The organism is Sphingomonas sp. Leaf62 (genome assembly GCF_001421915.1).
Classification (GTDB): Bacteria; Pseudomonadota; Alphaproteobacteria; order Sphingomonadales; family Sphingomonadaceae; genus Sphingomonas.
Genome location: NZ_LMLN01000001.1, coordinates 73,238 through 86,599 on the forward strand (window position 1 = coordinate 73,238; position 13,362 = coordinate 86,599).

Below are 13,362 nucleotides of genomic sequence, written 5' to 3' on the forward strand. Positions count from 1 at the left end.
AAATCCGTGCCACTGGGGCACGGCAACCGGGTGCCGGTCAAAGACACTCACGCGGGAAATTTCCCGCCAAAAACAAGGGCAAACCATGGCCGATAGGCACGGGTCGCTACAGGACCTGTTTCTCAACTCGCTCCGCCGGTCGAAGACACCGGTCACGATGTTCTTGGTCAAGGGCGTAAAGCTCCAGGGTATCGTGACATGGTTCGACAATTTTTCGGTGTTGCTGCGCCGCGATGGACAATCGCAACTGATCTATAAACACGCCATTTCGACGATTATGCCCGCCGGGCCGGCCGACCTGTCGTCCGTGATCGAGGCGGCGGCCGAGCATTCGACGAAGAACGCGCCGCTACAGGAAATCTTTCTGAACGCTGTGCGCAAGGCGCAGGAAAACGTCACCATGTTCCTCGTGAACGGCGTGATGTTGCAGGGCCAGATCGCCGCGTTCGACCTGTTCTGCATGCTGCTGCAGCGTGAGGGCATGTCGCAATTGGTATACAAGCACGCCGTTTCGACGATTCAGCCGGCCAATCCGCTGAACCTTGCGGAGGAACAGGCATCGGGAGCGGACGAAGTTTGAGCACTGGTTTCGATCGCGACGCGCAGGAATTCACGCGCGGCGCAGCGGCAATGGTCGTCCTGCCCGATATGGGCGGATCGGCGCGCGACGCCGATGCCCGGTTGGAGGAAACCGCCGGGCTGGCGCTGGCGATCGGCGTGGACGTCCGCCACCGCGTACCCTTCCGCGTCCGTGCGCCGAAGCCGGCGACGTTGCTCGGCAGCGGGCAGGTCGATCAGCTGGCGGCCATCGTCCGGGACGACGATATCCAGTTGGCGGTGTTCGATGCGGCGCTGACGCCGGTGCAGCAGCGCAATCTCGAAACCGCGCTGGCCTGCAAGGTGATCGATCGCACCGGCTTGATCCTCGAAATCTTCGGCGAACGCGCCCGTACTGCCGAGGGGCGGTTGCAGGTCGAACTGGCCCATCTCGATTATCAGGCCGGTCGACTGGTCCGGAGCTGGACCCACCTTGAACGGCAACGCGGCGGCTTCGGCTTTCTGGGCGGGCCGGGCGAGACCCAGATCGAGGCCGACCGTCGCCTGATCCGCGATCGGATGGCGCGGCTGCGGCGCGAGCTGGAGGGCGTATCGCGGACCCGGACGCTCCATCGCGACCGCCGTCAGCGCGCGCCATGGCCGGTGGTTGCGTTGGTCGGCTACACCAATGCGGGCAAATCGACGCTGTTCAACCGGCTGACCGGTGCCGATGTCATGGCCGAAAACCTGCTGTTCGCGACGCTGGACCCGACGCTGCGCCAGGTATCGCTGCCGGGTGTGGACAAGGCGATTCTGTCCGATACCGTGGGGTTCGTGTCCGACCTGCCCACGCAATTGGTCGCCGCGTTCAAGGCGACGCTGGAGGAGGTCGTGTCGGCCGACCTGCTCGTCCACGTCCGCGACGTTGCACATCCCGATACCGAAGCACAAGCCGCCGACGTCGAAGCCGTCCTCGCCGAAATCGGCGTGGATGAAACAACGCCGCGGATCGAAGCATGGAACAAGCTCGACCTGTTGCGCGAGGAAGATCGAACCGAACTGCTCGGCGAAGCGGCGCATCGTGACGATGTCGTCGCGCTGTCGGCGCTGACCGGGGAGGGGGTCGATCGTCTCGTTCGTACCGTCGGGGATCGGTTGACGCAGGGTCATCGCCGCTACCGGATCGCGCTGGCACCGGAGGACGGCGCAAGTGCTGCGTGGCTGCATGCGCATGGCGAGGTTACCGACCACTGGATCGACGAAGGCCGCGCCTTGTACGATGTCCGCATGTCGCCAGCCGATTACGATCGGTTCCTGACGCGTTGATCGCAGCCGAGTATCGCCAACTTGGCGTTGGCGTTACTCGGCCGCCTTTACACGCTGCCACGCCGTTTCCTGTTCGGCCAACGTCCGGTCGGCAAAGGTGGCATCTTCAGCCTCCATGGCGTTGAAACGGCGCTCGAATTTACCGTTCGCCGCACGTAACGCTGCTTCGGCATCGACGCCCAGATGCCGGGCCCAGTTGACGACCGAGAATAACAGGTCGCCGACTTCGTCGAACCGCTCGGCGTCGGTCGTCGCTTGCGCGATCTCGGCAAGCTCTTCGTCGATCTTGTTGCGCGGACCGATCGCGTCGGGCCAGTCGAAGCCGACGCGGCCCGCACGTTTCTGCAGCTTTTCCGCCCGCGCCAGTGCGGGCAAGCCCAACGCGACCCCCGCCAAGGCACCGCCTTGCCCCGGCCTCTGGCGGCGTTCGGCGGCCTTGACCTGTTCCCACAGGTGATGACCGCCAACCTCGGCGTCACCGAAGATATGCGGATGACGACGTTCCATCTTGTCGCTGATCGCGTCGACGACATTGCTCAGGTCGAAATAACCCGCTTCTTCGGCGATACGGCTGTGGAACACGACCTGGAGTAGCAGATCGCCCAATTCGTCTTTCAAGTCGCCGATATCGCCACGTTCGATTGCGTCGGCGACCTCATAGGCTTCCTCGATGGTATAGGGCGCGATCGTCGCAAACGTCTGTGCGCAATCCCATTCACAGCCACGTTCCGGGTCACGGAGCCGTGCCATGATCGCCACGATCCGCCCGACGGTATCATGTTCCGCAGTGGCCGGCCGAGCGGACGGGTCGCAGTCGGCTGGAGTGATGATGCCGGTACCGTGTTCCGACCCAGGGATTCCCATAACAGCCTCCATCAATGCATCAAGGCAAATGCGATAATAAACATTATGTAAAATTAGACGTCATTTCCGGTATTGAGGACCAACGTTCCGCCCTCAACGCGCCAACTTCGTAACCTTGACAGGAAGTTCATGCCGATGACGTCGAAATCGCCGAACGCCGGCGACACCACGATCGGCAGGTCGCGGGTTTCGAGCGATCCGATCCGCACCGTTTCGATCCGTCCGCGCGCCGCCTCGACTATTCCGTTCGCGGTCGTGATCACCACCGGCGGCACCCGTCGCGGCGTGACGCCGATCGCCTTGGCGGTCGCTTCCGAGATCGCCGTCGTCGTCGCACCGCTATCGATCAGCATCCGTCGCTCAACGCCGTTCAACCGCGCCGTTGCGTAAAAATGTCCGTCGGGCGACTGACGGATACGAACCGTGTCACCCTCGACCATCTGCTCGGCCAGACCAAGCCTTTCGCCTAGACCCGCTGCGACTTCCGTCAATCGGGCGCGGTTGCTAAAAGCTACAAACAGAACCCCGGCAATGATTGCCCACCCGACAACGGAGCGTATTACCGCCCGGGCTGGCGGACGCCGCACCAGCAGCGACGACAATGGCAGCGTAAGCGCGAGCAATCCCAGCAGGATATAGACGCCGCGATCATCGCTCACAGCGTCAATTCCAGCCCGTCAAACCCTGGCTCGACCCCATCCGGAAGTGTCGAGCATAATGTGGCATAATCCATCGAATGGTCCATATGGATCAGCACCGTGCGCCCAGCCTGGCATGTTTTCGCGAACGCCAAAGCTTCGTCGAGTGACGGATGTGTCGGATGCGGCGCGACCCGCAGCGCATCCACCACGAGAATATCGACGCCGCGATACAGTTCGGTCATCGCGGGCGTTACCGTGCTGAAATCAGTCGCATAGCCGATCGATTTCCTATTGGCGTCGAACCGCAAGCCAGCGGAAAAAATCGAACCGTGCGGTTGATCGGTACAGCTTACGTCGATCGGACCGATGGCGATTCGGTCCGGCAGGACGTCGGCCGCGACGGTTGCGCGGTAGCCCTGTCGCCCGGCAAAGACATAATCGAACCGCGACTTCAGGCTGGCCAGCGTATCCGCCCGGGCAAAGCCGCGTACCGTCGATCCCCGATTGTGGAACAGTTGCCGCAGATCGTCGATGCCGTGACAATGGTCGGCATGATCGTGGGTCCACAGCACCGCGTCGACGGTCGCGACGTCCGCTGCGAGCAGTTGCTCCCGCATATCCGGGCCGGTGTCGATCAGAATGCGCGTACCGTCATGCTCGACGAGCGCGGACACGCGGGTCCGACGATTGCGCGGTTCGTTCGGATCGCAAACGCCCCAATCGTTCCCGATGCGCGGCACGCCCGACGACGTACCCGAGCCGAGGATACGAATTTTCACGCGAGGGTCTTCGCGAACAGCGTATGGAAATTTGCTCGGGTCGCGTCGGCCAACGCTTCCGGGTCCTCGCCACGCAGCTGCGCGAGGAAGCGGCAAGTGTCGGCGACGAATGCAGGCTCACCCTGTTTTCCACGGTGTGGGACGGGCGCCAGAAACGGCGCGTCGGTTTCGATGAGCAGCCGATCTTGCGGCAGGTCTTTGGCAACGGCTTGCAACACCTGTGCGCTTTTGAACGTCACGATGCCGGAAATGGAAATATAGAAACCGAGATCGAGCGCGATCCGTGCGAGTTCTGCCGACCCGGTGAAGCAATGCAGAACGCCGGGGAAGGTCCCCTTCCCCAACTCGTCGCGCAGGATCGCTGCGGTATCGTCTTCGGCGTCGCGGGTATGCACCACGATCGGCAAGCCCGTTTCGCGACATGCGGCAAGGTGCGACCGAAAACTGACCTGCTGCGCACCGCGATCGCTATGGTCGTAATAGTAATCGAGTCCGCTTTCGCCGATGCCGACGACCCGCGGGTGCATGGCCGCCGCGACCAGTCGCGCCGTGTCGACATGTGGGTGCTGGTCGGCTTCGTGCGGATGGATGCCGACCGTCGCCCAGACGTCTGGTTCGCGCTCGGCGGTGGCAATCACCGCGTCCCATTCGCTTTCGCGGGTCGAGATGTTCAGCATCGCCACGACGCCGGTGCTGCGGGCGCGGGTCAAGACGTCGCCTTGAACCTCGGCAACGCCTTTATAGTTCAGGTGGCAATGGCTGTCGGCCAGTTTCATGCCGGTACGGTCTCCGCGATCGTCAGTCGTGGAAAGATGGGGGTCGGTGGAGCGATCCGGAAGCCCGCAGCGCGCGCTTCTTCGTACCAGCTGTCGTCGCCCAGCGCGTCATGCCCCTGCCCCGCCTGCCCCAACTGGTTGAGCAGCGCTTCGGCCGAGGTCGGGACGACCGGTACGATCGTAATGGCGAGGTCGCGGATCGCGCGGACGAGCGTGCCGAGGACAGCGTGCATGCGTTCGGGATCGGTTTTGCGGAGCGCCCACGGGGCCTGCACGTCGATATACTGGTTGCAGGCGAAGACGCCGCGCATCCATGCTTCGAGTGCCTGGCTGAGTTGTAAGTTGGTGAAGTTGCCACGGAAGGTAGTGGTTGCTTCGGCGATCGTGGCGAGCAGATCGGCGTCGGCGGGATCGCTGCGGCCCGGTTCGGGCAGCGCGCCTTCCAGATTTTTCGCGATAAAAGAAAGGGTTCGCTGTGCCAGGTTGCCGAAGCTGTTGGCGAGGTCGCTGTTCGCGCGGGTCACGATCGCTTCGTCGGAAAAGCTGCCGTCCTGACCGAAGCTGACATCGCGCATCAGAAAATAGCGCAGCGAGTCGACGCCGTAGAGCCGGGCAAGCTCGATCGGATCGGCGACATTCCCGGCCGATTTCGACATTTTGGTCCCGTCGCGGGCCAGCACATGGCCGTGGCCGAACACGGTTTTCGGCAGCGCCAACTTCGCCGACATCAGGAAAGCGGGCCAATAGACCGCGTGGAAGCGGACAATGTCCTTGCCGATCAGATGCAGCGCCGCCGGCCAGTAGCGGTTCGGCGCGTCGGGATAGCCCGCGCCGGTCAGATAGTTGGTCAGCGCGTCGACCCAGACATACATGACGTGCCCGGGGCTTTCGGGCACCGGCACCCCCCAGTCGAAGCTGGTGCGCGATACCGACAGGTCGGTCAGCCCGCCCTCGACGAAGCGCAGCACTTCGTTGCGGCGGCTTTCGGGCTGAATGAAGTCGGGGTTGGCGGCGTAGAAATCGAGCAGCGGCTGCTGATATTTCGACAGGCGGAAGAACCACGTCTCCTCGGCGGTCCATTCGACCGGCGTGCCCTGCGGCGAGAGGCGGACGCCGCCCTCCCCGTCGACCAGCTCCTTTTCCTCGTAAAAGGCTTCGTCGCGGACCGAATACCAGCCTTCATAGCGGTCGAGATACAGGTCGTCGGCATCGCGCATCGCCGTCCAGATCGCCTGCGAGGCGGCATAATGCTGCGGTTCGACAGTGCGGATGAACCGATCACAGGAGATGTTCAGTTCGCCCGCCATGTCGTCAAAATAACCCGACATTTCATCGGCAAGCGCACGGACGTCGACGCCGCGTTCGCGCGCGGTCTTGACCATTTTCAGGCCGTGTTCGTCGGTGCCGGTCTGAAAGAACACGTCGCGTCCGGCCTGCCGATGAAAGCGGGCGATGGCGTCGGCGGCGATCATTTCATAGGCGTGGCCGATATGCGGCCGGCCGTTCGGGTAATGGATCGCGGTGGTGATGTAGAAAGGATCGGACATGGTCCGAGGCTCTACGGTTCAAAGCGGGTCAGAACAAGGTGGGGGATTGCGGCGCTTTTGGCGGCGGACCACGGCGCGCTCCCGCCCGAAATACTCTCGCCGTCCGAAACCGTCATTCCGGCGAAGGCCGGAATCCATGGATACGGGCGATACAGATAGCGCCGCGACGTACCGTGACCATGGATCCCGGCCTGCGCGGGGATTACGGAGCAGCTAACCGAGAGATCCCAGGCTTCGCTCAAATGACGTCAATTTCAGGACACGCAGCGTTCCGTGCCGGCTTAACCGCCCGGACGCCCCGGCGCCAGACGGGCGATCAGCCCCGCCATTTCGAACACCGTCGTCTCCGCGACCAGCGACAAGGCCGGAGCCATCGATGCCAGTGCCCGCGCCTTGTCATAGGCGTCGAGCGCGTCGCGCAACGCTGGCCCGGTCCGCGTCCGCGCCATCGCAGCGATGAGTGCCGGAGCGCGGTCCAGAAACACCGCATAGCGTGGCTGGGCGGTCTTGCCGCCGAGCGATTTGGCGAGGCGCGAGCGGATGCGGTTGTCGACGTCGCCGGTCTCGGCAATTTCCGACAGGTCGCGGTCGAGCGCGGCGACCGACAGGCCAGCAGAGGCCAGCGCGCGGCCGGGCGATCCGTCCGCCGCGGCGACCAGCGCGGCAACTTCCGCCGCTTCGGTTTCGGGCAATTCCGCGCGTACCACCGTCGCGACCTCTGCGTCGGTCAGGGGATCGAAGCGCAATTGCCGGCAGCGCGAGCGGATCGTCGGCAGCAACCGTCCCGGCGAATGGCTGACCAGCAGGAAGATCGTGCCCACTGGCGGTTCTTCGAGGTTCTTGAGCAGCGCGTTGGCACCCGGCCGTTCGAGGTCGTCGATCGCATCGATCACGATCACCCGCCGCGACGACAGCGCGGGTTTGGTCGCGAACAGCGGTTGCAGCGTGCGGACCTGATCGATCCTGATACTGCGTGCGATATCCTGATCGGGTTTGTCGGGGTCCTTCGGCAACCGGACGAGTTCGCGATAGTCGGGATGCGCGCCCGCCGCGATCAGCGCGGCGGCGCGGTGCTCGTCGGCGATGTCACCGCGCATCCGGCTGCGCCCGTCGATTGCGGTGGCCAGCAGGCGCAGCGCCATGTCGCGGGCAAAGCTGCCCTTGCCGACCCCTTCGGGTCCGCTCAGCAGCCACGCATGGTGCAGCGATTCACCTTCGGCAGCTGCTATGAACGCCTGCCGCGCGGCATCATTGCCGATCGGGGTCATGGCAACAGGTCGGCGATCGCTTCGATCAGGCGCGCGGTCACCGCCGATACCTCGCCAGAGGCGTCGATGCGGCGCACGCGGTCGCTTTCGGTCGCGGCGATCCGGTCGAAGGTTGCCGCGACCGAGCGATGGAAATCATCGCCCCGCGCCGCGAACCGGTCCGCCGCTTCGCCATCGCGGGCACGGGCGCGCGCGTCCCCTTCGCCGTCGGGCAGGGTCAGCAGCAGCGTGCGGTCGGGCAGCAGTCCGCGCGATCCGAAGGCATGGAGCGCGAGGATCGCCGCATCGTCGATGCCCTGCGCGCCCTGATAGGCGCGGGTGCTGTCGAGGAAACGGTCGCAAATCACCCAGCTGCCCGCCGCGACCAGCGGGTCGATGTGCTTTTCGACGTGATCGGCGCGCGCAGCGGCGAACAGCAGCGCCTCGCTATGCGCGCTCCAGCGGCGTACCTCACCCTGCATCAGCAGGTCGCGGATCGCCTCCGCCCCTTCGCTGCCGCCGGGCTCACGGGTCAGCACCGCATGGATGCCGCGCGTTTCCAGCGCGGCAACCAGCGCGCGGGCCTGGGTCGATTTACCGACCCCTTCCCCGCCCTCCAGCGTCAGGAACCGCCCGGCGCTCAAGCGAACAGCGAGGCCAGGCTTGCCCAGATCCGACCGAAGAAGCCGGCCTCGGCCACGTCCTTTTCGGCGACGAGCGGCATACGCTGTTCCCCGGTGTCGGGCGACGAGATTACGAGGTCGGCGATATGCTGACCCTTGGCGATCGGTGCCTTGATCGGGCCGGTATAGACGACCTTCGCGGTGATCGGGCTGTTGGTGCCGGCGGGCATCGTGACGGTCAGCGCCTTCGGCGCGACGAGACCGACGGTCGAGGAATCGCCCAACTGAACCTCGGCCGTCTCGACCTTCTTGCCGGCCGCGACGATCGGGCGTGCGCGCCATGCGCCGAAGCCCCAGTTCATGAATTTGACCGATTCGGCGATACGCTGGTTCGCGCTGGTCAGACCGGCCAGCACCATCACCAGTCGCCGGCCGTCCTGTTCGGCCGAACCGGTGAAGCCATAGCCGGCTTCCTCGGTATGGCCAGTCTTCAGACCATCGGCACCGCGCACCCGGCCCAGTAACGGGTCGCGGTTCGCCTGCGTGATCGCGGCCCCCTCGCCCAGTGTCTTGCCCCAGGTGAAATCGGTCTTCGAATAGAATTTCTTGTACAGCTGCGGATGGTTCTGAATCGTCGCGGAAGCAAGCTTCGCCAGATCTCGCGCCGTCACATAGGTGCGGCCTTCATCGGGCCAGCCGTTCGACGTGCCGAAATGGCTGTTGGCCAGGCCCAGTTCCTTGGCACGCTGGTTCATCAGGTTGGTGAACGCCTCTTCCGAACCGGCGATCTTTTCGGCGAGCACGACGCAGGCATCGTTCCCCGACAGGACGATGATGCCGTACAGCAGGTTTTCCACGCTGACATTCTCGTTCACCGACAGGAACATGGTCGATCCCGCCTGCGGCCCGTGCCACTTCTTCCACGTTTCGGGCGATACGGTCGCCATGTCGCCAAGCTTCAGATCGCCCTTCTTGATCAGGTCGAACGCGACATAGGCGGTCATCATCTTGGCCATCGATGCCGGCGGCATCCGGCGATCGGCGTCCTTCGCATACAGCGTCGCACCCGACGACAGGTCGGTCATGAACGCGACCGGTGCCGGCGTGTCGAACGCTGGCGCGGCGGCGATGCCGGGGGTGGCGATGGCGATGGCGGCGATGCTCGAAAGGGCGATCTTACGCATGGGGCACGTGGTTCCGTTCAGTCCTGGGCGATGATCCGGGCGTCGGCGAAGCCGCGACGTGCGATGGCGGCACGGGCGGTTTCGGCGGCGGCACGGGTAGGGAATGGGCCTGCCTGCACCCGGTACAGCCTGCCCGCCGAACGTACAACGCCGTCGATGGTTTTTGCGAGCGCGGCGGCGCGGTTGGCGTCCGACAGGGCGGCGACCTGTACCAGCCAGCGACCGGCGGCGGCGGGTTTGGGCATGGCGGTGACGGGCGGGTTCGAGCGGGGCACTGGTTTCCCGGCGGCGGTGATAGCCGCAACTTGCGGTGGGGCGGCCTTGGGCGGGACCGCAACAGGCTGGATCGCCGCTGGCTGCACCGACGGCAGCCGCCGGCGCAGCGCCGCGAGCAACGAGGGCGGCGCGGCGAGGCGGGGAACTTCGCTGCCGGCGCGGATCGCGGCCTGTTCGGCGGGCGACGGCGCGGCGGGACGGATTCGGATCTGCGCGTCCGTCTGGTCGCCAACGCCGATCGCCATTGATGCGGAGGCCGACAGCAGCGCGATCGTTTCGGGCGACACCGACGGATCGTTTTCGACCAGCACGATGATCGTCCGACCACTGTCGAGCGCGGTGACCTCGGCAAAGCTGCCGCCGGGGAGCGTGCGGTGCTGCACCGTCATGCCCTGCCCGGCCCGGTGCGAGAAACCGGCGCGGCCGACCTCGTCCAGTCGCTGTTCGTGGACGACCGGCGGCGCGTTCTGTGCCGACACCTGCCCGCCAGCCAGCAGCAGCAGCACGGCGAGGCTCATTGGGCGACCGCGTCCGCCAGCAGCCCGACCGACAGCGCGTAGAAATTGGAGCAATTATAGTCGAGGATCACGCGGTAGTTGCCGGTTAGCAGATAGGCGGTCTCTCCCGGGCCGTCCGGCTCGATCAACGTCGCCTGCATCGTCGGGTCGAGGCGGCGGCCGTCGCTGGCGACGACGCCCAGCGCCTGCCACTCCGCCAGCGAGCGCCACTGGCTGTGCCGGGCGAACACGCGCGGACACCGGGGCGACAGGGAGCGCGGGGTGAGGATCGATCGGTCGAAGCCGGTCGGGACCTGCACCGCAAAGCCCCATGGCTGGCCGGGCCGCCAGCCGGCATCGACGAAATAATTGGCGATCGAGGCGAGCGTATCGGCGGGGTTCGACCAGATATTGGCGACGCCGTCGCCATCGCCGTCGCGCGCCAGCCGCAGATAGATCGACGGCAGGAACTGCGGATAGCCGAACGCGCCGGCCCAGCTGCCCTTCAACCGTTCGCGGGGAACGCCGCGATCGATCATCTTCAGCGTCGCGATGAATTCGGGTTCGAACAGGCTGCGGCGACGCCCTTCATAGGCCAGCGTGGCGAGGCTGCGCGGCAGATCGAAGTCGCCGGTATAGCTGCCGTAATTGGTCTCATGCCCCCAGATCGCGACCATGACCGATTCGGGCACGCCGGTTCGCTGCTCGATCGCCGCCAGCCGCCCGCGCTGCGCCTGATAGGCGGTGCGGCCGCGATCGATCCGCGCCGCATCGACATGGCGGATGCGATAGGGGGCGAAGCGCGACACGGTGGTCGTCGACGACGATCCGGGCTGTTGCCGGTCGAGTTCGACGACGCGCGGATTATAGGTCAGCGTCGGCAGGACGGAATCGATCGTCTGCTGCTGCACCCCCTGCGCCCGCGCGCGCAAGGCAACCTCGCGCAGATAGGCTTGAAATCCGTCGGCGTCCTGCGCCGCCGCCGACCCGCCGGCCATCAGGGTCAGGAACGCTGCCAACCCCGCCTTTGCAATACGCATCACACAGCCTCCCGCTACGGCGATCTTTTGGCACAGCCGGTCAGGCGGATGAACCCCCTCCTGCGACAAAGGCTTGCACAATGACGCCGACCCGCATTAGGCGCAGCAGGCACGGGGAAGAGTGTCCGAGTGGTTTAAGGAACCGGTCTTGAAAACCGGCGAGCGGGCAACCGTTCCGTGGGTTCGAATCCCACCTCTTCCGCCAACCGAGGCGGCTTGTGATGGCGATACCCCGTGCTCCCCAACCGGCTTCACCGCCTTCAGATTGAATTCGGGGCTGAACTTCGACCGTTGCGTTCGCTACCGCCGGTTCCGGTACATCTCGGGTGTCCCGCGGAACCGGCGGTGGACCAGAACGGGGTTGCCGGATGGTACCCGCGCCGACGCGACGATCAGAACGTAACGCCGATCCCGCCACTGACGGTTTCCCCATTGTCCTTGCCGATGAACGTGCCAGCACGATTATCGGTGTTCCAGTGGATCAGATTGAGCTGCAACCGGATGATGCTGTCGAGATACCAGTTCACCCCCGCTGTCACCGCTGATCCGTTGCCCCCGGTCGCCACGCCGGCGAAATCGAGGTTCTCGTAGCGCGTCAGCAGCTCGACGGCACCCGGACCGCCGTCGAACACCGGGCGCAGGACGCGCGGTTGCGCGAACGTTCCGAGCCGCGGGTTGTACGGCGGCAGTTCACCGGTGACGAACCAGCCGCCGGACAGGCTCCACGCCTTTGTGACCAGATCATCACGACCGCCGGTCAGGCGGGCATGGCGCTCGCCCGCCTCGCCCATCACCCACACCGGGCCGGCATAGCCTCCGACTTCGGCACCATAGCCGGTCGTTCCCGTCCCGCCGGTCAGGGTGCCGGTAGAGACGCGCAGCAGGCTGTTGAAGCGCCCTCCGATCACGGTGTTGCGGGTCAGCGTTCCCGGTCCGTTGGCCAGTTTTTCATCGAATCCCCACAGCCCGAGATGGACGATCGAGCGGTCCGTCTTGATCGGATTCCAGTGCGCGCGTGCCAGCACCGTCCGACTGTCCGACACGCTCTGGTTGGCATCGACAGTATCACCGCTCAGCGTGATCGAGGCATGGCCCGTGCTCCAGAAGATCCGCGGCATCAGCGCGATACCATAAAAGCCACGCTGAGGAATGATCGCGGTAGCGACGACGTTTCTTTCAAGGAACGGTGGTGCGTCCGAACCGCTCGATCCCTCGAAACTCCGATCGTTGAACATGTTGCCGAAGCGGACGTCGTAGGAGATCCGCCCCACGTCATCGCGCCAGCCGACAAACATCGTACCGACGTCGGACACGTTGTCGGCGAAATCGTTTTCGAACTGGTAGAAGAAGTGTGTTCCGATCGCGCCCTCGATACCGATCCGAAGCGCGCGGGCACCGGTGGTCGTGATGTTGCGCGCTTCATACCCGGACCCGAACGTCGAACTGACGTGGTTGATGATACGGCCGCGCATCTTGAACGTATATTTGCCGTCTGCGGAGTGGAAAATCGGCAATCCGCCACGCCATTCGGTGGTAACGCCCGACGGGTTCATTGCGGCGGCGCGCGCTTGCGTCACGGTCTGTTCGGCCGGGCTTGCCGGAATGATCTGCGGCGCGAAGGACACCGTTTCACTGTCGTTGCCGATGGTCGTTGCGGCCGTCGACGGTTGCTGGCGTGGGGCCACGGTGGTGGCGGCCGCGATCGGCGCCACGGCGACCGCGGACGACCTGCTTTCGATCGCTTCAAGCCGCGCACGAAGCAACGCGATTTCACTTGCCTGCGCTCGCAACAGCTTCAGTATCTCTGCTTGGTCAGCCGGATTACTTTGAGCATATACCGGCGCGGAGAGTAGAAGTGCGGACACCGACGTACCAACGTATAGCAGGCGCTTCATGTATCAAGCCCATAATATAAGGTGCCGAATGCTGTCGTTTTAATTAAATGTACGGGACTATTATCTCGGCAAATACTTCATGAGATCCGCCTCTATCAAACCCGCCATAAATAATTTGCGACACCTTCGC

13 protein-coding genes and 1 tRNA gene are annotated in these 13,362 nt (G+C 64.7%); 3 read left to right on the forward strand and 11 right to left on the reverse strand.

Annotation, left to right across the window (positions count from 1 at the left end; genetic code table 11):
• Nucleotides 1-58: 58 nt before the first annotated feature.
• Complete coding sequence (gene hfq, locus ASE91_RS00320; protein ID WP_268795030.1) at nucleotides 59-580, forward strand: RNA chaperone Hfq; 522 nt, start codon at nucleotides 59-61, stop codon at nucleotides 578-580.
• Nucleotides 577-1,863 (forward strand): GTPase HflX, encoded by a 1,287-nt coding sequence (hflX, locus tag ASE91_RS00325; RefSeq protein WP_056621695.1) that lies wholly within the window; start codon nucleotides 577-579, stop codon nucleotides 1,861-1,863. Before hfq ends, hflX begins: the two co-directional genes overlap by 4 nt.
• 33 nt (nucleotides 1,864-1,896) lie before the next feature.
• Here hflX and mazG read toward each other — a convergent pair whose 3' ends face one another.
• The 10 genes from mazG to ASE91_RS00375 all read right to left on the reverse strand — a co-directional run bounded on the left by mazG (nucleotide 1,897) and on the right by ASE91_RS00375 (nucleotide 11,337).
• The gene (mazG, locus tag ASE91_RS00330) at nucleotides 1,897-2,691 is read right to left on the reverse strand and encodes a nucleoside triphosphate pyrophosphohydrolase (protein ID WP_443024516.1); all 795 of its coding nucleotides are present in this window, start codon (nucleotides 2,689-2,691) and stop codon (nucleotides 1,897-1,899) included.
• Between the two features lie 89 nt (nucleotides 2,692-2,780).
• Nucleotides 2,781-3,386 (reverse strand): retropepsin-like aspartic protease family protein, encoded by a 606-nt coding sequence (locus tag ASE91_RS00335; RefSeq protein WP_056621699.1) that lies wholly within the window; start codon nucleotides 3,384-3,386, stop codon nucleotides 2,781-2,783.
• Nucleotides 3,383-4,147: an MBL fold metallo-hydrolase gene (locus tag ASE91_RS00340; RefSeq protein WP_056621701.1), complete on the reverse strand. Its 765-nt coding sequence runs from the start codon at nucleotides 4,145-4,147 to the stop codon at nucleotides 3,383-3,385. The genes ASE91_RS00335 and ASE91_RS00340 overlap by 4 nt, the downstream gene beginning before the upstream one ends.
• Nucleotides 4,144-4,923 (reverse strand): TatD family hydrolase, encoded by a 780-nt coding sequence (locus tag ASE91_RS00345; RefSeq protein WP_056621702.1) that lies wholly within the window; start codon nucleotides 4,921-4,923, stop codon nucleotides 4,144-4,146. The genes ASE91_RS00340 and ASE91_RS00345 overlap by 4 nt, the downstream gene beginning before the upstream one ends.
• Entirely contained in the window at nucleotides 4,920-6,470 is a 1,551-nt protein-coding gene (gene metG, locus ASE91_RS00350) for a methionine--tRNA ligase (protein WP_056621705.1), read from the reverse strand. The genes ASE91_RS00345 and metG overlap by 4 nt, the downstream gene beginning before the upstream one ends.
• 281 nt (nucleotides 6,471-6,751) lie before the next feature.
• On the reverse strand, nucleotides 6,752-7,738 hold the full coding sequence (locus ASE91_RS00355; protein WP_056621707.1) for an AAA family ATPase: 987 nt from the start codon (nucleotides 7,736-7,738) through the stop codon (nucleotides 6,752-6,754).
• Nucleotides 7,735-8,361, reverse strand: coding sequence for a dTMP kinase (tmk, locus tag ASE91_RS00360; protein WP_056621709.1), 627 nt, complete (start codon nucleotides 8,359-8,361; stop codon nucleotides 7,735-7,737). Before tmk ends, ASE91_RS00355 begins: the two co-directional genes overlap by 4 nt.
• Nucleotides 8,358-9,524 (reverse strand): D-alanyl-D-alanine carboxypeptidase family protein, encoded by a 1,167-nt coding sequence (locus ASE91_RS00365; protein ID WP_056621711.1) that lies wholly within the window; start codon nucleotides 9,522-9,524, stop codon nucleotides 8,358-8,360. The genes tmk and ASE91_RS00365 overlap by 4 nt, the downstream gene beginning before the upstream one ends.
• 17 nt (nucleotides 9,525-9,541) lie before the next feature.
• On the reverse strand, nucleotides 9,542-10,318 hold the full coding sequence (locus tag ASE91_RS00370; protein ID WP_056621712.1) for an SPOR domain-containing protein: 777 nt from the start codon (nucleotides 10,316-10,318) through the stop codon (nucleotides 9,542-9,544).
• Nucleotides 10,315-11,337: a lytic murein transglycosylase gene (locus ASE91_RS00375; RefSeq protein ID WP_056621714.1), complete on the reverse strand. Its 1,023-nt coding sequence runs from the start codon at nucleotides 11,335-11,337 to the stop codon at nucleotides 10,315-10,317. The genes ASE91_RS00370 and ASE91_RS00375 overlap by 4 nt, the downstream gene beginning before the upstream one ends.
• A 115-nt stretch (nucleotides 11,338-11,452) precedes the next feature.
• Between ASE91_RS00375 and ASE91_RS00380 the strand changes: the two genes are divergently transcribed.
• A tRNA-Ser gene (locus ASE91_RS00380) sits at nucleotides 11,453-11,542 on the forward strand.
• 187 nt (nucleotides 11,543-11,729) lie between these two features.
• Here ASE91_RS00380 and ASE91_RS00385 read toward each other — a convergent pair.
• A complete protein-coding gene (locus ASE91_RS00385) occupies nucleotides 11,730-13,232 on the reverse strand; it encodes an OprO/OprP family phosphate-selective porin (RefSeq protein WP_056621716.1) in 1,503 nt (500 codons plus the stop codon).
• Nucleotides 13,233-13,362: the final 130 nt, after the last annotated feature.